The 22,378-nt window shown below is 52.6% G+C and carries 24 protein-coding genes; 2 read left to right on the top strand and 22 right to left on the bottom strand.

Annotated elements, in window-relative coordinates:
* Window positions 1–38 precede the first annotated feature (38 nt).
* Window positions 39–626: a c-type cytochrome gene (locus Q8A57_RS05975; protein ID WP_305170068.1), complete on the top strand. Its 588-nt coding sequence runs from the start codon at window positions 39–41 to the stop codon at window positions 624–626.
* Between the two features lie 24 nt (window positions 627–650).
* On the opposite strand, the gene Q8A57_RS05970 is transcribed toward Q8A57_RS05975, so the two are convergent.
* The 17 genes from Q8A57_RS05970 to Q8A57_RS05890 all read right to left on the bottom strand — a co-directional run bounded on the left by Q8A57_RS05970 (window position 651) and on the right by Q8A57_RS05890 (window position 17,172).
* On the bottom strand, window positions 651–905 hold the full coding sequence (locus Q8A57_RS05970) for a DUF5676 family membrane protein (protein ID WP_022960193.1): 255 nt from the start codon (window positions 903–905) through the stop codon (window positions 651–653).
* 47 nt (window positions 906–952) lie between these two features.
* Window positions 953–1,300, bottom strand: coding sequence for an ATPase (locus Q8A57_RS05965; RefSeq protein WP_305170067.1), 348 nt, complete (start codon window positions 1,298–1,300; stop codon window positions 953–955).
* A 377-nt stretch (window positions 1,301–1,677) separates the two neighbouring features.
* On the bottom strand, window positions 1,678–3,030 hold the full coding sequence (locus Q8A57_RS05960) for an APC family permease (protein ID WP_008284552.1): 1,353 nt from the start codon (window positions 3,028–3,030) through the stop codon (window positions 1,678–1,680).
* A gap of 189 nt (window positions 3,031–3,219) precedes the next feature.
* On the bottom strand, window positions 3,220–3,567 hold the full coding sequence (locus Q8A57_RS05955) for a hypothetical protein (protein WP_008296008.1): 348 nt from the start codon (window positions 3,565–3,567) through the stop codon (window positions 3,220–3,222).
* 41 nt (window positions 3,568–3,608) lie between these two features.
* Window positions 3,609–4,052, bottom strand: coding sequence for a hypothetical protein (locus Q8A57_RS05950; RefSeq protein ID WP_305170066.1), 444 nt, complete (start codon window positions 4,050–4,052; stop codon window positions 3,609–3,611).
* A 13-nt stretch (window positions 4,053–4,065) separates the two neighbouring features.
* Window positions 4,066–4,716, bottom strand: coding sequence for a methyltransferase family protein (locus Q8A57_RS05945; RefSeq protein WP_008296010.1), 651 nt, complete (start codon window positions 4,714–4,716; stop codon window positions 4,066–4,068).
* Between the two features lie 26 nt (window positions 4,717–4,742).
* The gene (locus Q8A57_RS05940; protein ID WP_008296011.1) at window positions 4,743–5,027 is read right to left on the bottom strand and encodes a DUF2933 domain-containing protein; all 285 of its coding nucleotides are present in this window, start codon (window positions 5,025–5,027) and stop codon (window positions 4,743–4,745) included.
* An 8-nt stretch (window positions 5,028–5,035) separates the two neighbouring features.
* Window positions 5,036–5,374 (bottom strand): P-II family nitrogen regulator, encoded by a 339-nt coding sequence (locus Q8A57_RS05935; protein WP_008296012.1) that lies wholly within the window; start codon window positions 5,372–5,374, stop codon window positions 5,036–5,038.
* Between the two features lie 12 nt (window positions 5,375–5,386).
* Window positions 5,387–5,740 (bottom strand): cupredoxin domain-containing protein, encoded by a 354-nt coding sequence (locus Q8A57_RS05930; protein WP_008284637.1) that lies wholly within the window; start codon window positions 5,738–5,740, stop codon window positions 5,387–5,389.
* 27 nt (window positions 5,741–5,767) lie between these two features.
* Window positions 5,768–8,098, bottom strand: a complete 2,331-nt coding sequence (locus Q8A57_RS05925) for a heavy metal translocating P-type ATPase (protein ID WP_008296013.1) — start codon at window positions 8,096–8,098, stop codon at window positions 5,768–5,770.
* A 23-nt stretch (window positions 8,099–8,121) separates the two neighbouring features.
* The gene (locus Q8A57_RS05920; RefSeq protein WP_305170065.1) at window positions 8,122–8,442 is read right to left on the bottom strand and encodes a heavy-metal-associated domain-containing protein; all 321 of its coding nucleotides are present in this window, start codon (window positions 8,440–8,442) and stop codon (window positions 8,122–8,124) included.
* On the bottom strand, window positions 8,439–8,855 hold the full coding sequence (locus tag Q8A57_RS05915; RefSeq protein ID WP_040362990.1) for a MerR family transcriptional regulator: 417 nt from the start codon (window positions 8,853–8,855) through the stop codon (window positions 8,439–8,441). The genes Q8A57_RS05920 and Q8A57_RS05915 overlap by 4 nt, the downstream gene beginning before the upstream one ends.
* A gap of 1,258 nt (window positions 8,856–10,113) precedes the next feature.
* Window positions 10,114–13,242, bottom strand: coding sequence for an efflux RND transporter permease subunit (locus tag Q8A57_RS05910; protein WP_305170064.1), 3,129 nt, complete (start codon window positions 13,240–13,242; stop codon window positions 10,114–10,116).
* Window positions 13,239–14,840 carry an efflux RND transporter periplasmic adaptor subunit gene (locus Q8A57_RS05905; RefSeq protein ID WP_305170063.1) on the bottom strand — a complete coding sequence of 534 codons (1,602 nt, stop codon included), beginning with the start codon at window positions 14,838–14,840 and terminating at the stop codon, window positions 13,239–13,241. The genes Q8A57_RS05910 and Q8A57_RS05905 overlap by 4 nt, the downstream gene beginning before the upstream one ends.
* Window positions 14,837–16,174 (bottom strand): TolC family protein, encoded by a 1,338-nt coding sequence (locus Q8A57_RS05900; RefSeq protein ID WP_008296019.1) that lies wholly within the window; start codon window positions 16,172–16,174, stop codon window positions 14,837–14,839. Before Q8A57_RS05900 ends, Q8A57_RS05905 begins: the two co-directional genes overlap by 4 nt.
* A gap of 11 nt (window positions 16,175–16,185) precedes the next feature.
* Window positions 16,186–16,686: a DUF411 domain-containing protein gene (locus Q8A57_RS05895; protein ID WP_023659436.1), complete on the bottom strand. Its 501-nt coding sequence runs from the start codon at window positions 16,684–16,686 to the stop codon at window positions 16,186–16,188.
* A 132-nt stretch (window positions 16,687–16,818) separates the two neighbouring features.
* A complete protein-coding gene (locus Q8A57_RS05890; protein ID WP_152025194.1) occupies window positions 16,819–17,172 on the bottom strand; it encodes a hypothetical protein in 354 nt (117 codons plus the stop codon).
* Between the two features lie 263 nt (window positions 17,173–17,435).
* On the opposite strand from Q8A57_RS05890, the gene Q8A57_RS05885 reads away from it, so the two are divergent.
* Complete coding sequence (locus Q8A57_RS05885; RefSeq protein WP_008296020.1) at window positions 17,436–17,645, top strand: hypothetical protein; 210 nt, start codon at window positions 17,436–17,438, stop codon at window positions 17,643–17,645.
* 7 nt (window positions 17,646–17,652) lie between these two features.
* Here the strand turns inward: Q8A57_RS05885 and Q8A57_RS05880 are convergent, their stop codons facing one another.
* The 5 genes from Q8A57_RS05880 to Q8A57_RS05860 are packed head-to-tail and all read right to left on the bottom strand — an operon-like array spanning window position 17,653 to window position 22,344.
* Window positions 17,653–19,221: a conjugal transfer protein TraG N-terminal domain-containing protein gene (locus tag Q8A57_RS05880; protein WP_305170061.1), complete on the bottom strand. Its 1,569-nt coding sequence runs from the start codon at window positions 19,219–19,221 to the stop codon at window positions 17,653–17,655.
* A 16-nt stretch (window positions 19,222–19,237) separates the two neighbouring features.
* Window positions 19,238–19,606, bottom strand: coding sequence for a hypothetical protein (locus Q8A57_RS05875; protein WP_305170060.1), 369 nt, complete (start codon window positions 19,604–19,606; stop codon window positions 19,238–19,240).
* On the bottom strand, window positions 19,596–20,936 hold the full coding sequence (locus tag Q8A57_RS05870; protein ID WP_305170059.1) for an integrating conjugative element protein: 1,341 nt from the start codon (window positions 20,934–20,936) through the stop codon (window positions 19,596–19,598). The genes Q8A57_RS05875 and Q8A57_RS05870 overlap by 11 nt, the downstream gene beginning before the upstream one ends.
* Entirely contained in the window at window positions 20,933–21,958 is a 1,026-nt protein-coding gene (locus tag Q8A57_RS05865) for a TIGR03756 family integrating conjugative element protein (RefSeq protein WP_305170058.1), read from the bottom strand. Before Q8A57_RS05865 ends, Q8A57_RS05870 begins: the two co-directional genes overlap by 4 nt.
* On the bottom strand, window positions 21,955–22,344 hold the full coding sequence (locus Q8A57_RS05860; RefSeq protein WP_305170164.1) for a TIGR03757 family integrating conjugative element protein: 390 nt from the start codon (window positions 22,342–22,344) through the stop codon (window positions 21,955–21,957). Before Q8A57_RS05860 ends, Q8A57_RS05865 begins: the two co-directional genes overlap by 4 nt.
* Window positions 22,345–22,378: the final 34 nt, after the last annotated feature.

The raw sequence follows: 22,378 nt of genomic DNA, 5'->3' as shown, positions 1-22,378 counted from the left end.
GAGCGATATTGCTAAGATTCAAACCGGATGGAGATGTCATGGCCGCTTTCAAATTTCTAACCTGTGGTAAATGTCTGCTTATCGCAGCAGCGATATCGATCATTGGCGGTCTGGCGTTTTTGTATTCCGGGCTCTATCCAATAGGCGCCGACGTTCCCCACAATCGGCTGACCTACTGGCTGCTGGAAACCTTGCGTGAACGTTCCGTCGCACGCGCCGCCAGTGGCATTAAGGTTCCTAGCGACCTAAACGCTCCGGAGCGGTTACTGGCGGGTGGTGCCGACTACGATGATATGTGTGCAGGGTGCCATCTGAAGCCGGGCAGGACCGAAAGTGATTTCACCCTGGGGCTGTACCCCGCACCACCCAATTTAACCCTAACGGGTGATGAACATGGACACGACCATGCGGGTAACACCGATAATGACGACGAAGCCATTAAGCGACAATTCTGGATTATTAAACACGGCATCAAGGCCTCGGGCATGCCAGCCTGGGGACCGGGGCATGACGACGAACGTATCTGGAACATGGTAGCGTTCCTGCAGCGATTGCCGGAATTATCTTCCGATCAATACCAGATACTTACCGCGCGCGGGCAAGACTCGGAAGGGCATGGTCACTGATATGGCACCTCATAATCCATCGGCTTACTGCAAGCGGTTGTAAATAGCCGCCAGCAACCACCCGGCGATACCCGCTGACACTGACCAAGCCACCAGTCCCACAACAACGCCAGTGAATGTCAAATGCCAACCCATCTCATTCAGTTGCATATGCACCATTTCCCCAGACATGGATAACATCATGGCGGGCATTAACATCACCAACAGGCTGCAAGCCAGCCACAGTATCGCCGCGGTAATCGCGCTGGCTATCCCGAATTTGAACGCATTAAGTGTCATGACTATTCCTCCGTTTATGGTGGTGTATCTGTAATAAATTAGTGTCTCTACATATCCCCGAACCGGTTGGCAGACTGCACCATACGCATCATTTCGTGTTCCTCCAGCGACCGGAGTGATTCCATCAACTCCTTGGCAGAGGGGATATCCGCCCTTGAGGCGAGATAGCGATACAGCTCAATCACCTGCTGATGCTGATCGACAATCACCTCCATGATTTGCGCGGCATCAAGCTCGGCAAAAGGCGCGTCGCAATGTGCATGTCGGACGATAGGATGCTTTGCCACATATTCCATACACCAGGTGTTCAGCGCATGTTCATCGCCCGAGGTTTCGAAGCCATTGACAACTTTTGTGAGACTTTTTTCGTGATCGGACAGGTAAGCAAGAATCATCCGGACCGACCCTGTAAATAATTCTGTGTAACTGCCGGTTTTAAATGTAATCGGTCAGTCGGGCCCGTTCATCCGTATTCTTGTCTGCGCAATGGGATAAGCACTGACTGAGATGTTGGTGAAATTCCCGGGTCCAGTGCAGCACATCTTTTAAGGTTTCAATTTGCATAATTTTTTCTCAGTTGTGGATTGACTCATCGATTAGAGTCTCAAAAAGTCACGATAGCTGCGCATACACACCACCAGTTCCTGGTGGGTGTCGATGCCCATATAGATCGCTTTAAGTGTGCTAACTTGATCCATTACCATTCTCCAAACAACAAAAGTTAACCACTAGAGTCCCGTTCTGTGCCTGGCAGGCTTCCTCCACATGATTTTTAATGATGATGTTCATGCGCCTGACTTTGGGACACAGCTTGCTTTCGTTTTTCAGATCCAAGGAATAGTTGCTCTCCGATCGCGATTAGCATCATTGTGACAACGGCCACACCCAACACAAATGGATCTGAATTCAACTTCACCCAAACGAACCCGCTTAGTGCAAGCGAATCTAATATAATCGCGGTAACGGGGACCCAGCTTTTGGCTTTAACATCGTCCAACAAGTAGCGCAGAACACCCCAGTGAATGGCGATATCCATCACCAGATAGAATATGATGCCAAGTGCTGCTATACGGGAAAGATCAAAGAACGCGGTGAGCACAAGTCCAAGAACCACGGTGTACACCAATGTATGTTTCTGAATGCTACCCGGCATACCGAAATGGCTATGGGGCACCAACTTCATTTCCGTTAGCATCGCCAGCATTCTGGAGACCGCAAAAATACTGGCAAGAATCCCTCCCGCCGTCGCCAGCATGGCAATCGCAACGGTGAACCACACGCCGTACTCACCGAGTGCAGGTCGAGCGGCCGCAGCCAGGGAATAATCTCGAGTTTGAATAATCTCCCTGAGTGAGAGGTTACTGGCCACCGCAAAACCAACCAATGTATAGATAACGACACAGGCAGCAATCGAAATAACAATGGCGCGACCAACATTGCGGTGTGGATCGATCACCTCGGAACCACTATTGGTAATAGTGGTAAAGCCTTTGAATGCCAGAATCCCCAGCGCTGTGGCGCCGAGGAAATTACTGGCTGAACCGGTCTCGCTTACATGGTCAAAGTCCACTGCCAGGCTATCAGCTAACCAGATGCCGACGAGACCAAAGATTAGAATTCCACCAATTTTCAGTAGGCCGATAAACCCTGCAACCCCTTGAATCAACCGATTACCCAACAGGTTCACAATGAACGCCGCCAGAATTAGGGAGACGCCGAGTATAGGAGTCATTTGCCCTGAAGGGTCACCGCCAAATAATTGCATGGTGTAAGAACCGAACGTACGCGCTAGAAAACTCTGCGCGATGACCATCGAAAAATACATAAGTAGTGCATTAAACGCAGTGGGCAACCGGTCGCCATAGGCCTTATGCAGATACATGCCGATCCCCCCTGCTGATGGGTAGGCATTGGATATTTTGATGTATGAGTAAGCACTGAAACCAACGATGATCGCGGCCGCGAGGAATGCCAATGGGAATAATGCACCAGTCATCTCTGCCATCTGCCCGGTTAGCGCAAATATTCCTGCGCCGATCATCACCCCAGTCCCGAGCATCACCGTACCTGACAGAGAGAGGCTACCCTCGTCATAATGTGTCGAACGATCGTCTTTTTCCTCCATTCATGCCCCCTTAATATAATGGTCAGCCCTCTTCCTGGGCATTCGTTGCAAGGTATACAGGATGCTTAAAACTGCATTTCTCAACAGACTGCTAGTCATATCGACAGGTTCCAACGTCAATTGGCCCCTCACCAGATTAATTTCCGAGACACCTAATCGATGTTCTTTGTTGCTCATTTTCTCTTTCATCTAATGAGGCGGCATCTTGTTGCAGCAGTGCGCCTCATGTTTAGCGTTATCCCTGATATTCTCATCGGTCTGCCGTTGCCAACTCAGCCTGGTTCGGGGCCACCAGCTGTCTTTTATTGCCGCACCATGCTTTTCGACAATGGCGATCATTTCATCGATATTGTGATGAGAAGCGTCGTAGGCGATTTTTAAGGTTTTTCTACGTGCATCGAACTGAACGCTGTCAACACAGGGAAGCTCATCAATTTCCTCAACAATCGCTTTGGTATTGTTTTCATTGATCCCGCACACGCTCAAGGTATGCTTGGTTAAAAAACCTGGATTGATACCCGATCGATGCTCATTCATAGTGTTTTTCCTCCAATCGACAGGTTGAGTAAGCAACCCATCTATTTTTTGTGTTTGTGGACAGGTGTTTTTTGGGATTCAGACTCATGATCCATCATTTGCCCCATCATCATCTGCATCATGCCCATTCGTTCTTCCATCATGTCCATGCGCTTTATCATATCCATGTCGTCCATTTTTGATGACTCATCTTTGTTCATGTCCATTCCCATGCCATCACCCATTAATCGCATGCCCTCCTGCATCACTCGCATATGTTCCTGCATCAGTTGCTGGCGTTTTTCCGGATCGGTTTCGGCTTTGATTTTTCCCATCATGTCGTGCATCTTTTGCATGTGCTCATGCATAGCCATCATTTGCTCATGGCCCATCATCATTCCGCCCATCGGCTGATCTTTACTGTCGCCATGTTCGTGCCCTTTTTCCGCAAAGACGGGCGAAGATATCGCGGCGGCTATTACCAAAGTGGAGATTAGTTTTTTCATCGGAGCACCCTCATCAGTTGGAAACAGTTTTATCGACGTTAAATTTCGGAATCCATGCCGGCGTGACTTCCATATAGCGGCGATAGTCATCACCGAATTCCTTCAATGCCATGCGCTCCTCACGCTTAGCGAGTCGCACGTAAACCACTACCAGAACCGGAAACATAATCACGGTAAGGATCGTCGGCCACTGCAACAGAAATCCAAACATGATCAGGATAAATGCGATGTACTGCGGGTGGCGGCAACGGGCATACCAGCCGGTAGTCGCTAGCGAACGGGTCTGCTGCGCCTTGTGCAGAACACTCCACGCCGAGGCCAGCAAAAAGAAACCCAAAATGATCAGGACATTACTGGCGATATGCAGCGGATCAAAATGAGGGTTGCCTTCAAAACCGAAAAGGGTATGCAGAAGATGGCCGTTTTCGTGGGACAGAAAATCAATACCAGGATATTTTTCCGCCAACCAGCCGGAGAGAAAATAAATGGTTAATGGAAAGCCATACATCTCGGTAAATAGGGCAATAATAAACGCCGAGAAAGCGCCAAAGCTTCGCCAGTCAGTTTTGGTTTGCGGCTTGGTAAAGCTGAAGGCAAAGAAAATAAATATCGCCGAATTAAGTATCACCAGCGTCCAGAGGCCGTAAGCGGATTCACCGTGCATGCTTCTTCTCCTGTAATATTGTTGGATTAATGGTGATGACGGTGTTCGTTTTCCCGACGGCCTTCCTCCAGCCCCCGCTGATAGGCATCCTGATCGGACTCGCCCTCATGCTGATCATGGCTACCATGACCACCGTGTCCGCCGTGCATAAACAGATGCATAAAGGGGCAGGCAAGGAAAATCAGGAACGGCAGAAACTGCCAGACGTGTTGCCGGTGCTCGACGAGCAGAAAATAGGTGACCGCGCCGATAAGTCCCAGTGCCGCCAGTCCTTTGGGTGTTAACCAGAATGATGTTTTTTGAGTCGCCATGTCACACCTCACCTGTGTAATTGAAAATCGTTGTCTATTGCGCCGCGTTTATCGTGTATCCATAGCAGATCGTTAACCGGCACAATGCAGACCAGCCCTTCGCTATCGGCATTGGCATGCGCCGCATCCACAATCAACCGTGCGATTTCCTTGGCCTGCTCCGCCTTGGCGTAAACTTCCATTTGAATATGCTTGATCAAATGGTTTTCGTTAAAACTGTCAAAGTAATGACCACGCCCACGAACTGGATGCAAGGTAAACCCCTTCACCCCATGTCGAATCAAAGTTTCTTCCACGTTTTTCAGGCGAAACTCGTCAAAAATGGCCATGACTTTGTTGATGTTCATTGGGCCTCCTGCTTATTTCACCGTGATTTGTCCACGGTACATCTGCATCTGACAATGAAACGCATACTCGCCGGATGACATTGCTGGCAGCTGAATGGTCTTCAGTTTATTCAACGGCAAAGTGTCGCTGATTTGCAGTTCGGGGATCAATAAAGTCTCAGAACAGGGTGATTGATCTTTGCGCATAAATTTAATTTCAAATGGTGCTCCAGCTGGCACCTTAATGCGCGAAGGCGAATAGGTACCGTTTTCCACAGTTATCACCAGATCGTTTTCACCCAGCTCGGCTTCTTTCGGCTTGTAGAGCCAGAACCACCACACAATCAGTGCAATCAGCGCTAAACCCGCAATATTAATAATCATCATCGCAACGCCCTCATCCCGACATTCTCATTAGTGCTCCTGCGCTTTAAAGAAGCGCAGCCTATTAGCATTGGTTACAACTGTCAGCGATGAAAACGCCATCGCCGCACCGGCAATCACCGGACTTAACAGCAAACCGAAAAATGGATACAACACGCCAGCCGCAAACGGTACACCGGCCACGTTGTAAATAAAGGCGCCAAATAAATTTTGTTTGATATTGCGCAACGTAGCCTTGCTGACGGCAATGGCATCCGCCAGGCCATGTAACGAACCCCGCATCAGTGTTATGTCGGCACTCTCAATGGCCACATCCGTACCGGTGCCGATAGCAAAACCGACATTGGCGATAGCCAGGGCCGGCGCATCGTTAATGCCGTCCCCGGTCATGCCCACCACTTCGCCTTCCATCTGCAGTTCCTGCACCTTTTTGGATTTTTCTTCCGGCAGCACTTCGGCGAAAAATTCCTTGATACCGGCTTTTTTCGCTACCGCTTTGGCCGTGGCACGGTTATCGCCGGTGAGCATCACCACCCGGATGCCGTTATGCTGCAGGCGCTTGATGGCAGCGATGGAGTCTTCCTTAATCGGATCGGCTACTGCGATAATCGCTGCGAGCTTATTATCAACGGCGAAATACATCGGCGTTTTAGCCTCGGCGGCCAGCGCCTGGGCCATTTCAACAAAATCACCGAGCTCAATGGTGCGCTCGCGCATGAGTTTTTCATTGCCAAACAACAGCGTTTTACCGTCTACTTCCGCCTGCACGCCGTGGCCAGCAATGGCGTTAAAGTTGGAGACTTTGCCGGTTTCGATCCCCCTTTCCTGAGCACTTTCAACAATAGCCATGGCCAACGGATGCTCAGAGCCGGATTCAAGCGTTGCTGCCAATCGCAACACCGCCTGCTCATCATACTCACCCGCCACCAGTACATCGGTGACCTTCGGTGCACCCAAGGTAATGGTGCCGGTTTTATCCAGAATCATCGCCGTTATCTTCGACGCGGTTTGCAGGGCTTCACCGTTGCGAATCAGCACGCCCGCCTCTGCGGCCTTACCCACACCCACCATCACCGACATCGGCGTGGCCAGCCCCAGCGCACAGGGACAGGCGATAATCAATACAGTCGTGGCCGATACTATGGCAAATGCCACCGCCGGTTCCGGTCCAAAATTAAGCCAGGTCAAGGCACTCACCACAGCAATAATCATCACCACCGGTACAAAATACGCCGAGATGACATCAGCCAAACGACCAATCGGCGGCTTGGAGTTTTGTGCGCGCTTGACCATATTGATGATTTGCGCCAGCGCCGTGTCTTTACCAACGCGGGTAGCTTTAAACAGAATTGAGCCGGATTTATTGATGGTGCCCGCCGCTACGGTATTCCCAGTGGCTTTTTCAACCGGCATCGGCTCGCCGGTGAGCATGGATTCGTCAATCGCCGTATGCCCTTCAACCACTTCACCATCGACGGGAATTTTTTCACCTGGGCGCACGCGGACCACATCGTTCAGTAGAACCTGTTCGATAGCGATATCCAGTTCTTTGTCATCGCGAATAACCCGCGCCGTTTTCGCCTGCAATCCAATCAGGCGCTTAATAGCCTCAGAGGTACGACCGCGGGCTTTCAATTCCAGGGCAAGACCGAGATCGATTAAACCAATAATCATCGCGGTCGCCTCGAAATAAACATGGCGCGCCATTTCCGGCACCAAGTGAGGAACAAACACCACCACCATCGAATACACCCACGCCGTACCTGTGCCTAAAGCAATCAAGGTATCCATATTGGCCGAGTGATTTTTAAAGGATTGCCAGGCACCGACATAAAAGTGTTTGCCGGAGAACACCATCACCCCAAGCGTCAGTAATCCAACAGCCAACCAGGCAATGCGCTCACCAGTGCTTGTTACCGTCATTTCGCCGACTACGATGCTGTAAATCATCAGCGGCACGCCCAGGCTGAGGGCGATGGTCATTTCCCGCATCAGTCGTTTGTAGTAAGCCCAATCAGCTTTTTCTTTTTCCGCCAATGCATCGTCTTCATTGTCAGCAAGGCTGATTTTGGCGTTATAACCAGCGCCCTCAACGGCTTTTATCAATTGCTCGGCAGGCGCCGAGCCCAACACGCTGACGGTTCGCTGAGCGAAATTCATTTCCGCGTTTTCCACACCCGGTATCGCTTTTAGGGCGGATTCGATTTTTCCCACACAGCTGGCACAACCAGCGCCTTCGATCATCAATTCCTGGCTTACTGCGCTGCCGCCATGAACATGATGGTGGTGATGCTGGCCAGTTTCCGTACCTTCATGACAGGATGGATTGCCAGATTCCGTGTTTGTTGAACTCATATCCATACTCCTGGTTTACTTGACAGCAACTAGCGAATGAGCGTTGCGGGAAAACCCACACGATCCAACGCATCGGTAAGGTTTTTTGGTTCAACCACACCAATGACTGAAGCGATGCCCGTTACCAGGTTCATCGACACTTCGCTAACCCCTGCAACGGATTTCAACGTCTGCTCGATACTTTTCACGCAACCACCGCAGCTGGCACCCTGAACCTGTAAACGATGAAGAGGAAGAGACGTATCGCTAACGCTGCGGATATCACGGGCTTCAGCAGAAACGGATGATTTGCCGGCGCAGCAACAACCACCTCGGTGTAGATTCGCACTTGGCGTTTTGTGTGTATTCATAACCTTTCCTCCGCAGTGAATTCTTCGATCAGATGGCAAAGCATATGGCCCGTTGGCGCCTTATCCGGCTTTTGACTCCACTCCAACACAGCCTGTTGCATGCGATCCCGCAATTTCAACGTTTCCCTAAGCTGTCGCTCGGTTTCATGCAGGCGCTGATCAATCAGGCGGCGCACCGTCGGGCAAGGCGATTTCTTCTTATCCGCGTGGTTCAAAATTTCCTGAATATCCTCAACGGAAAAGCCCAGTTGCCGTGCACTCAGCACGAATCGCAAGCGGTTGTAATCCTTTTCGCTGTATTCCCGATATCCATTGGCTTTGTTCTTACCCGGTTTCAGAATCTTGATCCGGGTATAAAACCGCACGGTATCGGCCGTAACCCCTAAACGCCTGGCCATTTCGATAACTTTCACACAGCCCTCCTCGCAGCTCAGTCTGACTATCGCAGGATTCAGATTAACCCCGAAGATCTGTTCCTTGCCTTGATATGAGTCAATCATCAGTTCTAAACCCGAGAGAAAATCCAAAGAATTTGTCCGGCTTTTTGTCACCTTACACCTGTGTCCAAGACACAGGTCAAGCAATTTTCATTAACAGGTATCAGGCCTCTCGTACTCACTATTACACGCACCTCGATCTGTAGCCTGTACGCCGTCAACCGTTAATATTGGCCAGATATCCTGTCGCGGCGTTTCTGCATTGAATCGACCCGTACACAACTCCCAAGCTGCACCTGGACTTATCCATTGTCATAGTAGAGCGGCGTTTCTGACCTTAAGATGACCCGTGTATTACATTGCTGTAATGGATGTGTAATCCTGTTTACCCTGGCTAGTCGGAACATGCGTTGCTCCCAGCACAAAGCGGGAGAACCGCCAGCAGGGATTTCAAAGGTTCAGGAACCAGGATCCGCAAAGGCGGAACCATTCACGAAACAGGTATCGCAGTTGTTATACCAGCGGGATTACCGGCCTGATCAGGCCGTTTTGGGAGGATGAAAAATACGTGAGGGGAGCCGCGCCAACAGTGGTTCCGGCGGGGTATTGAACACATCGCAGGCGGCATGATTCATAGTATTTTTATAAAATGAACCGACAGCCCCAACTGTCCCCGAGGCTGAACAGGTTGGCGCACAATGACTGGCCGATAGACAGCCTGAGTCACAATGACCGGTTAAGCACTTACCGCAGGGTTTGGACAAATCACTACTGTCGGCAATTTGGTGACAGGGCATTGTCGAAGCAGTGAGGCTATGCCCTGCCGCCTGTTTACCATACTCATTCGGGTTGAGAGGATTGGAAGTGGCCGCTGGGACTGGGAGCGTATGGTCCAGATCCGATACTGAGGCGATCGCGCCAATATTGGGCGCACTTGCTGATACTGGAGAGTGAACCTGTATATCTCCGGGTAATGCAGCCATCAGTGGTTGCGCAAGCAACCCCCAAATGACCAGCACAATACCCAGATAATGAACCATATCGCCCCCCCCTTTATTGACCGTTTTAATCTAGCAGATCTGATATTGCCAGTTCTTGATCTGAATCAAATGTTTGACACCGATGTGTTTCTCATCGGTTCCACAACCAGAACCAACGGAGAGGCCAAGAATATAGGGTTAGAATTCAGAACGGCGCACCCGAACTTTATAATCGGGTACGCCAGGTTCATTGATTAAGTTCCGTCATTACCCTTGCTCTGCTTCCAAAGCAAATAAACCGCCGGCAATACCAACAATGTCAATACCAAAGCACTGAGCATGCCCCCCACCATAGGTGCAGCAATTCTGCTGACCACTTCCGCCCCTGTACCGGTACTGAACATGATCGGCAGTAAGCCGACAATAGTAGAGACTGTCGTCATCATCACCGGTCTAACACGTAAGCCTGCACCGTGAAGAACAGCTTCCCGTAATCCTTTCATACTCGGTGTGATGCCCCGCTCCTCACACTGAAGCAAGAAAAGCGTATGTGCCTGGTTGAGATAGACCAGCATAATGACGCCAATTTCTACCGCCACGCCCGCCAACGCGATAAAACCCACACCCACAGCAACGGAAAAGTTGTAACCAAGCAAATACATCAACCAGATGGACCCAATCATTGCCAGTGGTAAGGTGCCCATAATGATGGCGACCTCGGCAACACTGCGGAAATTTAAATAGAGCAGCACGATGATAATTGCCAGAGTCAGAGGCACCACGTAGGAGAGCTTCTCTTTGGCCCGCAACATGTATTCATACTGTCCCGACCAATTCAGGGAGTAGCTTGTTGGTAGTTCGACCTGATCGGCCACCACTTTCATAGCGTCTTCCACATAACTGCCGACATCCACTCCGTCGATATCGACAAAGGTCCAACCATTAAGACGGGCGTTTTCACTCTTGATGGCAGGCGGCCCGTCTTCAACATAAACACGAGCAACATCCCCCAATGCAATGCGCTGACCACTGGTCGTGACAATAGGCAGCAGAGCTAACTGCTCGGGAGAGTTGCGATAATCTTGTGGGTAACGCAGGTTGACGGGGTAACGTTCCAGCCCTTCGATAGTCTGCGCTACGTTCATACCGCCTATAGCGGTGGCAACCACTTGCTGCACATCGGCGATATTGAGGCCATAGCGTGCGGCTTTTTCTCGCTGAATATCCACCTTGATATAACGGCCACCCGCTACTCGCTCGGAATATACTGAGGCTGTGCCAGGTACATCTTTGAGCACCTGCTCCAAACGCTTGCCGATTTTTTCGATCTCCTTGAGGTCGGGGCCAGCCACCTTAATACCCACCGGGGTTTTTATACCGGTAGCCAGCATGTCGATGCGGGTTTTGATGGGCATCACCCAGGCATTGGTCAAGCCGGGAAACTTCACCAGCGCATCAAGCTCCTTCTTGAGTTTGTCGGTGGTCATGCCATCGCGCCACGCCTCTCTGGGTTTCAACTGAATAAAGGTTTCAGTCATGGTTAGCGGCGCCGGATCTGTAGCAGTTTCAGCCCGTCCAATTTTGCCAAATACGGTTTCTACTTCCGGAACTGTGGCAATCAGCTTGTCAGTCTGTTGCAGGATTTCCCGCGCCTTGCCGATGGACAGGCCCGGATAGGTAGTGGGCATGTACATCAGGTCGCCTTCATCCAGATCGGGTATGAATTCGCTGCCAATCTTGTTAAGCGGCCAGATCCCAACAAGAAACACAACGCCAGCCATGGCGAGTGTGATTTTTGGAAAGCGCAAAACACCCTTGAGCAGCGGCATATAGCCTGCAATCAGCAACCTGTTGATGGGGTTTTTTCTCTCGGCGACCACCTTGCCCCTGATAAAATACCCCATCAACACCGGCACCACTGTCACTGCCAACGCGGCGCTGGCGGCCATGGCATAGGTTTTAGTGAAGGCTAGGGGACTAAACATTCGGCCTTCCTGAGCCTCCAGGGTAAATACCGGCACAAAGCTGACGGTGATAATCAGCAGACTGAAAAACAATGCCGGGCCGACTTCGCTGGCAGACTCTGCCACCACTTTCCAACGGTTCTCTGGCGTCAACGGCGTACGTTCCATATGCTTATGCATATTTTCAATCATCACAATCGCACCATCTATCATGGCACCGATGGCAATCGCGATTCCTCCAAGGGACATAATGTTTGCATTAATGCCTTGCCAGTACATCACAATAAAGGCCGTCAGGATTCCCAGCGGCAGGCTAACGACTGCCACCAGTGATGACCTGACATGAAATAAGAAAATGACACAGATCAACGCGACGATAGCAAGCTCTTCAACCAGACTTTTCCATAAACTGTCAATGGCGCTAGAGATCAATCGAGATCGGTCGTAAACCGTGACAATTTCTACGCCTTCCGGCAAACCCACCTTGAGTTTTTCCAACTTTGCTTTGACGCCATCAATGGTTTTCTGGGCATTCTCGCCAAAGCGCATGACGACAATCCCACCTACCACTTCTCCCTCACCATTAAGTTCAGCAATACCACGGCGCATTTGCGGACCCAGTTCAATATCGGCCACATCCTTTAATAACAGCGGTGTGCCATTCATATCCAAACCCAGAGGAATGGTTCTCAGATCGTCAATACCCTGGATATAGCCACTGGCACGCACCATATATTCCGCTTCACTCATCTCCACAACAGAAGCACCAACTTCCTGATTACCACGTTGGATGGCCATCTGGATATGAGAGAGAGGAATATTAAAAGCACGAAGCTTGTCCGGATTTACTTTGACCTGATACTGTTTGACCATACCGCCAAGCGCAGAGACTTCTGACACCCCCGGCACCGTTTGCAGTTCGTATTTCAAAAACCAATCCTGCAGGCTGCGCAACTGACTGATGTCGTGCTGACCAGTTCTATCTACCAACGCGTAGAGATAAACCCATCCCACGCCAGTCGCATCCGGTCCCAATTGTGGTCTGGCACTGGGTGGCAGCGTCGGCGCCACCTGCGACAGGTATTCCAATACCCGCGAGCGGGCCCAGTAAGCATCGGTATCTTCATCAAAAATGACATAGACATAGGAGTCGCCAAAAAACGAGTAGCCGCGTACGGTGACCGCACCCGGTACTGACAACATGGCAGTAGTCAGCGGATAGGTGACCTGATCTTCCACCACCTGCGGCGCCTGCCCCGGATAACTGGTTTTGATAATCACCTGCACGTCCGACAAATCGGGAATGGCATCTACCGGCGTGTTTTTCAGGGACCAACCTCCGACCCCTACCAGAATCAGGGTGGCCAGCAGCACAAAAAAGCGGTTTTGGACAGACCAGCGGATAATACCTTCAATCATGGCTTGTCCTCCCCTTTGCGCTGGCCTTGCTCCATATCCATCGCATCATGGCTCATACCCTGATGCTGGCTGTTGTCCATGGATTGCCCGTCCCCCTCCCTGGGCGCATCTTCGGACACCTGATCCAGTCGATGGATCTGGCTGATCACGTAGTGCTTGTCCCCGTTCCGCTGAATCTCCACATGCAACTTCATGCCGGGTTTCAGCCCACCCAGATCCACCGCGGGGTCCACAGTAAAATCCATCGTCATGGCCGGCCATTGCCAGGCATCGATGGGGTCGTGGGCCAGCTTGAGCATTCGGTGTTCGACTATGACGCCTTCAATACGGGCGCCGACTGATACCGATGCCGGTGTTCCAGGCTGGGTATCGTCATCCGGGCTGTGGTTCATGCGACGAAAATCCGAGGTCTTGCTGGATTCGGAATCAATCAAAAATTGCGCGGAAGTCACAAGCTGGTCGCCATCGTTGAGCCCCGACAGAATCTCCACCCGGTTCTCGCCAATCCGCCCCACCTCGACGGCGATGGATTTAAAGCGCCCGTCACCTTTAGCCAACACGACCCGCGATTGACTACCCGTGCGAATCAGTGCTTCACGGGGAATGAGCAACGCCTCCCGAGCGGGTTGTGTCGCTATCGTCATTTGCGCAAACATACCCGGTCGCAGGTAGCCGTCTGGGTTGTCGAATCGTACGCGCACCCGAGCTGTTCTAGTCTGGGTATTCAGTGACGGGTAGATATAGTCAACCGTGCCAGACCACGTGCGTCCTGGCAGATAATCGAGGTACATGCTCACTGCATCACCCTCCCGTACGCTCATGACCTGACGCTCGAACACTTCTCCTATGACCCAGATATGTTCCAGCTGCCCGATGGCCATCATTTCCATACCGGGTTTCACAAACATGCCTTCACGGACCATAAGATTGTCCAATACGCCGGATTGCAGGGCCGCGATTGTGATGGTCTGACTGACCTTGCCAGATTTTTTCAGTCGGTGGATTTCCGATTCCGGCACCTGTAAAGCCGACAGCCGCTCCATTGCAGCAGTGATTAGTGTTGGGTTTTTTCGCTTTAATGCCAGCAACAGTTCTTCCTGAGCATTGACCAGGGTAGGCGAATATAAGGCATAGAGCGGCTCGCCCTGAGTGACCGGATCTCCGGCGGCTTTGACATGGAGTTTTTCAATCCAACCCTCCACCCGTGGATGAATGTGAACTAGACGGTCTTCATCATATTGCACATAGCCCACGGTATTGACAGAGACGTCCAGCTGCCCCCGAGTGGCAGGCGCTGTACGTACGCCGAGGTTGTTGACCACATCGGGAGAGATGGTGACTGTGCCAATCTCCTGATCGCCGCCCGCGTCTTCATACACTGGTATCAGATCCATCCCCATAGGGGATTTACCCGGATTATCGCGCTTATAATTGGGATCCATCGGCGCGACCCAGTAGAGTGGTTTTTTCTCGGTTGCAACGTCATCATCGCCCGTGGTCCCTTTCATACGCCATAGGGCCGAATAGTGAGCAAGGGTCGCTGTCGCAATCAACAAGGCAACTGTAATGAAAAAAGATTTATTCAATTGAATCTTCATGGGGTTAATCCTTCCGCGTGGTTACTGCTGGTGGCGGGAAACGGTTCTGAACCATTTTTGGACAAGAGGTAATTCAACTCGGCAATCATCTTCAGCCGATCAATCCTGATCGTTAAAAAGTCGATCTTGGCATTTAACTCAGCAATGCGGGCGCGCACCGCTTCGGCAAAGTCGCCGTCGTCGTTGTTGTAGGCGGCCAGGGCAGCTTCGGCCTGCTCTGACATTTGCGGCAATAACTGCTCGGCGTAGAGCGCGCGACGATCATTCAGACGCTGTAGCTGAACCAAGGCCGTATCCAGGTTCGCCATCAGCTTTCGCGCCATCAGTAACTTGTCAGTTTTCAAGGCCTCGGCCCGAGAAGTGGCCGCACTGACGTCTTTATCCTGTCGCTTGCCGGTGAAAAGCGGCAGATCAAAGGTCACACCGACAGAGAACAAATCAGCGCGGTCGCGACCCATGGGATCATCGTCCCTATAGCCGTATTGGGCGGAAAGACCCCACTCAGGTTTATATTTCTGGCGCGCTAATTCGACCCCGGTCTCCATTGCATCAATACGCTGATCAAGTGCCAGCAAGAGTGGGTGCCGATTGACCTGTTCATAGAGCCAACGATCACTATCCGGCTGACCTCCCACCGACGTCGGCTCATCACCGTACTGACTGGGCACAAGCTGCGCTAACGGCAGACGGGCGCGACCGCCGACCCACTCGGATAAACGCTGTTGGGCTGACTCCGACTGTTGCCGCAGCACCGTCAAACGATCGTCCAACCGAGTAAGCTCCAATTGGGCCCGGATAATATCCTGCTGGCGGGCACGTCCCAGTGCCGACGAATAGCTCGCTTTGGTTGCATCTACCAAATGTTCAAACAGCGAGCGATCCCGCTCAATCAATCGAATGCTCTCCTGGGCCCTGAATGCTTCCAGCCACAGCTGCGAGACAGTAGCCGCTACCTTGGCCTGGCGATTCTGCCTGAGCAATGGCTCCTGTTCCGCCAACTCCTGTTTCTGACGGCTGGACAGCGCCAGACTATCGCCGCGAGGAAACATCTGACTAACACCTACAGTGAGCTGCGTCATAGGCTCCTGGTTGATATCGAAGCTATCGGTAGGAAAGTTAGCCGCCATCAGGCTGACCTTGGGGTCTGGCAGCGTCGATGCTGAAATTGATTCGCTGGTCAAAGCGTCTTCGCGATGCCGGCTACCGTTCAGCCAGGGATCCGTGGCAATGGCATGGGCGATGGCCTCATCCAGACTCAACGTATTAGCCGGGCTCTGCGCAAATACAGGAAGCCCCACCAGCAAAAACAATAAAAATACCCATTGAATGTTCATCGTTATATGTCCTATTGCTGATCGCGACTATTCACAGATGCAAACACGTCAGCCGAACCGTCTTTTTTAAGCAGCCATACCTTGTAAGGCGTAAACCTGTCACCCATCTCCATACCCGGGCTGCCTGCCGGCATGCCGGGCACACTAAGGCCGATGGCGTCATCAGGAGGGTTTTCCAGAAACTGCTGAACAAAGCGCGCAGGGATATGGCCTTCGAACACATAACCGTTACTCGTCACTGCTGTATGGCAGGACTGGAACTCAGGTGCTATGCCATAGTCATTTTTAATGCGATTCAAGTCCGACGGGTGGTGGGTTTTTGTGTCAAAACCAACATCTTCCATATGGTGAACCCATTGCTGGCAGCATTGACAGGTGCGGCTTTTATAAACATCCAACGTGGCAATCGTTGCGCTTTTAGTTGCGTGATTTTCGCTTTCTGAACAAGCGGTAAGAAATAACAGGAATACAATCAGCGCCGGAAAGCGCAGATAGGTATGTAACGGCTTCATGATGACTCCCAATCAAGAGTTGCAGTGAACGCGCTCGTAGCGATGGCGCGTTTTAAACATACGTTATGGGAGTTTTTATCTCCCGCTTATCGAGTCGTCAGACGCCTGAATTTCAGGCGTACCAACCCTACTTCAGCGGGAAATGGGGGGGCGAAACAGCGAGGAAGCTGCCTGGGAGAGGAAGGAAACCGAATACGCTGTATTGAGGGTTTGAGAAAACTGAACGGAAAACGGCGACAGTGTACTCACCACCGCAACGCTTGCAGAGATGCAATCCAACTGAGAGCAGTGATCCTGGCTGCAACAATCAGCGGCATCAGCCGTAAGGGCATTATTGATCTGGATATTGTTTGCCTTGGTATGGCTTCCATGATCCATTGCCCCCGTCATTACTGGAACATCAGGTTCGTGACTCATCTTGTGGCAGGGCAATTTCGCAACAGCGAACGACTGGCTGGTAAAAGCCAGTAACGCGAAGATCGCCATGTAAAATCTGAATCTGCTAAGCCACATAATCTGCAAATGGTTATATTAACATTAGGAAAGATACCTTATTCTCTCGAAAGTTCAAACATAACGCCCTTGATGATTGACATAGATCAATCAACGGATACTTCCATTAAGCGCCAGAACTGCAAATATTGACTTGAGGCCCACCCCGTCAGGATTGAGTGGCTGAGCTAAGTTTTTTTGTCCAACGGCGCTATACTTAAATCTGAGCTGGAGTAACCCGCAGGTGGAGTCTGCCGATGAATACTGTCAACCGCATTGCCAATATCCTCAGAGCCAGTGCTGCTTTGCTCGTAACCGCTGTGGGCATTCTATTCAGCGCCGATGACGACGAAAGCGAAGACCGTCCCTTAGGAGATGGCTCAGACCGATTTGGGGAGCACAATTTTCGTACTGGACGTATGGACTCTGGAGCTGATCCAGATGGCTGGTATGAGGAGGACTTGTAACAGCTCCCTATTTCTTCTTCATCCCTTTTGAGACGGCCATTTTACCCAAACTGCCGCCCTGCCTTCCTGCATCATCAGCAGGCCTTGCGAGCGGGGAAGTAGCTGCAGTGATAGAGCGCCCTATATTCACCCCCGCCCACGCCATCATCCCACTCCACAGCAGCGGCAATCCCAGATAGAGACTGGTTGTGATCATATTCAACAGCATGCGCTTGGCGTCATGTTCGCCAGGGTTGGCGAAGATCTGCAGGAAGACATTGACGTCAGGGTACATGGACAGAATCAGGTTCTGATCCACCCACATGGCCAGATACCAGAGCACTGTCCAGAACTTGATGGTGAAGATGGCCATGCCACCGACCACCATCATGGCAATGGAGTAGCGGGACAAAACCACCACCAGTGGCAGCAGGGCATAGATGCCCAGCAGCATAATGGCCTGGACCATGGGCAATGACTGCAACACGGCGGTCATGGTGACGGAAAACAGGGCCGATGCGGTGACTACACCACCGGTCGCCAGGCCGCCTTTGACGATGGATCCAGCGGTGTTGACCAATCCTGCCCCAGATGCATTATTGGCGATCAGTTCATTGCTCGACCAGGAGGGGGGCGCATTGGTGAGAACCGTTTTGGCGACGGCGTCGTTTTGCTGCTCGCTGGCCAGTGCCGGCGCGATAGCGACCACCAGACCGGAGAAGCCGGCCGATGTGGCATCTGCCTCATTGATCAGTTTCTCCCGCAAGCCGATGGCCCCATCTTCCCACCACTGTTTGCAGTAGGGTTTGCCCCAGGCTGGCGGAGTCGTCGGATCGTATTCCGTATCCCTGGCCGCGTTGTAAGCCCAATCGGTGATTTGGTTGGCCGGGCGCAGAGTATCGTAATAGCCGGCGGTATCCCGATAGACGTGTGAGCCCATCCAGTCGGGGTCATCGGCGCCATAGGTGGTGATAATGCCATTGATGGCCGCTGTGTTTGGTCGTTCAGTCTGGTATTTGGAACGGGCCGGAATATAGCACTGGCTGAAGAAATCACTCACCTCCTGCCGGAGTCGCGGATCGGCAATGGTGGCCAGGTGTGCTTGTTGCTCGAAGGTGCGCATATCTGCCACGGTTGGCAGGCCTTCGACAATGGCATGATTCAGGCCGGAGCTGAGGGCGATCACGCCGTACCACCAGACGGGAACATTGACGGTTGCGGCAGAACCCGTGAAGCCGGTCGTGCCATAGGTGCTCTGTGGGGCCGCGACAGTCGCGGTTGTTGGCGTTGAATTCAGCAAGGTTGGCGGCGGCGAGTAGGACAAGGTACCGGCATTGAGTGGCGTGAGGGCAGCGGGTTGCCCGGCCAGCACGACTACCAACAGCGCAATGAACAGCTCGATCTCCATTCGCCGCAGAGAGAGGCCGCTGGCATGGCCAACCTCACCGCCCTGCGCCGGTTCGCGCCAGTTGTCGATCAGGATGCCCAGAAACGGGAGATAGACGATACCGGTACTGACCAGCACGTCCCACAGAATGCCGTAGAAGGTCCAGCCAAAAAGGGAAGTAAAGAGCTCCAGATAGCTATCGACACTCATTGCCCTGCTCCAACGATCAAGCTCTAACCATCAAGCCAATGGCATTGACCAATACACCCTGCCCTAACACCAATTCGAGCAAAACCAACCAGGTGACGGCGCGCCAGTGTACTCCTGTTAGTCTGGTTGCTTTGGCCCGGCTCAGGATTGTCGCATCAGCCAGCCAGGCAACCAGATGTTTCCAGCCAAGGGCAACGACGGCGATCACTGCCCAGCGTATTGCTGTCAACGTCGTCCGCCAGGCGTCGATGCTTTGTTGGACGGATTGCACGGAATTCGTTTGTAATCGATGCATCAGGAGATACCCCACCAGCGCTGTCAGCAACACGGCCATGGTGGTGAATAGCAGAAAGCTTTTTCGCCTTGATCGGATGTTATTGAACACGCCCACCTCGCAACGGATTGGGATCCAGGGTCTGCACTTCTGGCACGGTAAGTGAACTCTGCCGTTTGGCAGCCGCTCGCTCCAGTAATGTGGCAACGGTGTCGGAGACCACTTCCTTGCGTACACGGGTTTCAAACAGCAGGTTTTCGATTTCTTTATCGAGCTCGGCGATGGAGTTGTCCGCATGTTCGCGGGCGACTTCAGTGGCATAGACTTCGGGCACCTGTCGCCCCGATAGCAGCAGACGTCGGGCGTACAGTGCCTTCTCAACCGTGCGCGCGGTGCTGATCTCGGAGACCAGGCGGCCCATGATCAGGCTCTGCTCTGAGGCCGGCATCTCGCGGATCGCTTCGATCACCTGGCGGGTGATGGCCACGCCGGGTGCGGTGATCTGCTCCAGGTTAGTCAGAGTGAGTGGTGTCGCGCCACTGACCAGGTTCTGGATCTCGGTGGTGACGGTAGCGGACTCCTGATAGAGCTTCGGCAGCAGGCCCGTACCGGGAATGCTGTCCTTGCGGCAGGTATCGCAGGTAGTGACGATATTCTCGCCCACCACATCCACGGTCCAGTCCCGGGCTTCGCCGGGCGACCCCCAGATTTTCGACAGACGGGTGGCCGATGCGGCCGGTACCGGACTGGTGTCGGTCACGGCGCGATTCATATTGATGTTGTATCCGGCCTCGACGATATCGCCGGTGAACTCCAGCACTGGCTGGCCGGCTCCTCCGGCCTGCCCACCGATCCAGGGCACACCGTTATCGCCGTTAGAGGATTCCACCGTGCCTTTGGCGGTGACGGCATCATTGCCGCCAATACCCATTTGCACCTTCCAGTCGTTACCCTTGGATAGGGTGATCAGATCGGCGTAGGGGTTCTTGCCCTGGGCAATCTCCGCCTCCATCTGCTCGCAGGACTTGGTCGCCAGCTGCATGGTTTCTTCGGCCTTGATCAGGGCATTCTGGAAGAGATCGTACAGGCCGGGGTTGGCTCGTTGCAGAATGAGCGCCGGTAACGACGCTATGGCGCTGGTGGCCGCAGCCGTCATGGCGTTCATCATGTTGTCAACACCGGAACCGATGTCGTTCAAGGTATTGGTGACCGCCGCCACCGGATCGAACTTGCCGCAGCTGTAGCCGAGTCCCAGTTGCGCAGAGCCACCCAACGTCGTGGAGACCACGGCAGGATTGGCCGGTACCGAGACCGGTTCGGCGCCACCGATCTCGTAATACCACAGCCCATCTTCCGTGGGCGCCTGAGCGGCATAGCTGCCGGGGCCAATGGCGACCGCCAAAGCGATCACCAGACAGTGAATAGGGTTGTATTTGATCATGGCGGGTAATTGATCCAGTTGATGTCGAACAGAAAAAACTGACCTTCTTTTTCACAGCACTGATAAGGCCTCCACAGGTTCCAGGCGTAATCACCCTCCTCGTCCACGCGGCCACCACCCCAACCATTGGCGCTGGCGAGATCGTTGGTGCCAAAAACAGCGCAGCTTGATTCTGCTTTGGGGAACAACATCTGCCACTCACCGGTGGCGGGATCGTCTTCAACCAATGGACCCGGCGACCAAATCCGCTGGTCGGAGCTGGAAGACGGTTCGATCTGATCGTAAATGTGCGGCTGACCGTTCCGGGTCACGATATCTCCGGCTCGCTGAGCATTGATTGCTGCGGCCTTGGGCTCCTCTGCCTGTGTGGTCCAGCCTGTTCTGGGGTAGACACCACCCCAGGTTTGGAATGGCCAATTACCGATTTCCCGCATGCCGGGTATCAGACTCGCTGGATAGAACATCTCCGGGATTTCCATACGCCAGGAGAGCGCATCCAAACTCGACATGAAATAGGGATAAAAGGAGGTGGTTTCCGATTCACACAAATAGCCGGTACCCGCGAGGACTCCCGACAGCGAACCTAAAGGGTGGCCGATGACATCGGTCTCCCGAAAGATCAGATTGCGGTGATCCTTGTTGCCCTGCCCACCTTCCGTTCGATTCCCGGCGCTCTCGATGGGCACGGCCAACAAGCTGCCGAGCAGTCCTGTCGCGGCGGAACGTTGGGCAGCCCCAAGAATACTGCGGATCTCTGTCCAGGGATTGCTACCGAGTTCGTTGTAGCTGCTCACCACCGCATCCGGCTGGTAATGACCAACTTTGATTGAGGTCTCGACATCGCATTCGTAAATGGAACAGCGCAGCCAAAAGCACATCCCCACTGGCATCCAGCGCATACAGCTGAGTGCGGCACTCGTGGTTTGGGAAACGATTTCCGTGGTAGAGATGGTTCCAGCATGGCTCATGAGGGGCGCCCACATCAGCAGGATGAATCCACAGCGGCGGATAGCGCGCATCATGGTTGAGCCTCCCCGGCCTGCCACTGCCGATACCGTTGGGTTGCCGCTCGAACATCGGTGATACCGTAAACCACCGCATTGCCATCGAAGACAATAGCCGGGTAGCGATCAATGCCGTACTGCATCGCCTGCACCAAACCGTTAGCGGCGTTTTCCAGTTCATGGCTGAGTTTATTATCCATACCCTGAAATCGACGAATGGCAGCCTGTTTTGCGGCTTCGGGATTCGCTGGCAAGTCTTTGGAGAGTTCTTTCTGAAGTCGGTCAATACGGTCTATGTAGTACACCGTTATACCGTCCACATTATTCACAACAGGGTTCATTGAATCGGTAAATACCTCGATCGAACTTGATACTGCGTCAGCCAAAACCGGCTCACAGAGCATCCCTGTTAGACCGATCGAAAGAATGAGATGAGCT

Origin of the sequence: Porticoccus litoralis (genome assembly GCF_030676955.1) — a bacterium.
GTDB classification, from domain to species: domain Bacteria; phylum Pseudomonadota; class Gammaproteobacteria; order Pseudomonadales; family Porticoccaceae; genus Porticoccus; species Porticoccus litoralis.
The sequence above is the reverse complement of the archived record's forward strand: the minus strand, read 5'-3'. Positions and strand labels throughout refer to the sequence as shown.

Coding starts and splice junctions, on each gene's coding strand:
- Q8A57_RS05975 (WP_305170068.1), top strand. CDS start 39: ATGGCCGCTTTCAAATTTCTAACCTGTGGTAAATGTCTGCTTATCGCA.
- Q8A57_RS05970 (WP_022960193.1), bottom strand. CDS start 905: ATGACACTTAATGCGTTCAAATTCGGGATAGCCAGCGCGATTACCGCG.
- Q8A57_RS05965 (WP_305170067.1), bottom strand. CDS start 1,300: ATGATTCTTGCTTACCTGTCCGATCACGAAAAAAGTCTCACAAAAGTT.
- Q8A57_RS05960 (WP_008284552.1), bottom strand. CDS start 3,030: ATGGAGGAAAAAGACGATCGTTCGACACATTATGACGAGGGTAGCCTC.
- Q8A57_RS05955 (WP_008296008.1), bottom strand. CDS start 3,567: ATGAATGAGCATCGATCGGGTATCAATCCAGGTTTTTTAACCAAGCAT.
- Q8A57_RS05950 (WP_305170066.1), bottom strand. CDS start 4,052: ATGAAAAAACTAATCTCCACTTTGGTAATAGCCGCCGCGATATCTTCG.
- Q8A57_RS05945 (WP_008296010.1), bottom strand. CDS start 4,716: ATGCACGGTGAATCCGCTTACGGCCTCTGGACGCTGGTGATACTTAAT.
- Q8A57_RS05940 (WP_008296011.1), bottom strand. CDS start 5,027: ATGGCGACTCAAAAAACATCATTCTGGTTAACACCCAAAGGACTGGCG.
- Q8A57_RS05935 (WP_008296012.1), bottom strand. CDS start 5,374: ATGAACATCAACAAAGTCATGGCCATTTTTGACGAGTTTCGCCTGAAA.
- Q8A57_RS05930 (WP_008284637.1), bottom strand. CDS start 5,740: ATGATGATTATTAATATTGCGGGTTTAGCGCTGATTGCACTGATTGTG.
- Q8A57_RS05925 (WP_008296013.1), bottom strand. CDS start 8,098: ATGGATATGAGTTCAACAAACACGGAATCTGGCAATCCATCCTGTCAT.
- Q8A57_RS05920 (WP_305170065.1), bottom strand. CDS start 8,442: ATGAATACACACAAAACGCCAAGTGCGAATCTACACCGAGGTGGTTGT.
- Q8A57_RS05910 (WP_305170064.1), bottom strand. CDS start 13,242: ATGATTGAAGGTATTATCCGCTGGTCTGTCCAAAACCGCTTTTTTGTG.
- Q8A57_RS05905 (WP_305170063.1), bottom strand. CDS start 14,840: ATGAAGATTCAATTGAATAAATCTTTTTTCATTACAGTTGCCTTGTTG.
- Q8A57_RS05900 (WP_008296019.1), bottom strand. CDS start 16,174: ATGAACATTCAATGGGTATTTTTATTGTTTTTGCTGGTGGGGCTTCCT.
- Q8A57_RS05895 (WP_023659436.1), bottom strand. CDS start 16,686: ATGAAGCCGTTACATACCTATCTGCGCTTTCCGGCGCTGATTGTATTC.
- Q8A57_RS05890 (WP_152025194.1), bottom strand. CDS start 17,172: ATGGCGATCTTCGCGTTACTGGCTTTTACCAGCCAGTCGTTCGCTGTT.
- Q8A57_RS05885 (WP_008296020.1), top strand. CDS start 17,436: ATGAATACTGTCAACCGCATTGCCAATATCCTCAGAGCCAGTGCTGCT.
- Q8A57_RS05880 (WP_305170061.1), bottom strand. CDS start 19,221: ATGAGTGTCGATAGCTATCTGGAGCTCTTTACTTCCCTTTTTGGCTGG.
- Q8A57_RS05870 (WP_305170059.1), bottom strand. CDS start 20,936: ATGATCAAATACAACCCTATTCACTGTCTGGTGATCGCTTTGGCGGTC.
- Q8A57_RS05865 (WP_305170058.1), bottom strand. CDS start 21,958: ATGATGCGCGCTATCCGCCGCTGTGGATTCATCCTGCTGATGTGGGCG.
- Q8A57_RS05860 (WP_305170164.1), bottom strand. CDS start 22,344: ATGCTCTGTGAGCCGGTTTTGGCTGACGCAGTATCAAGTTCGATCGAG.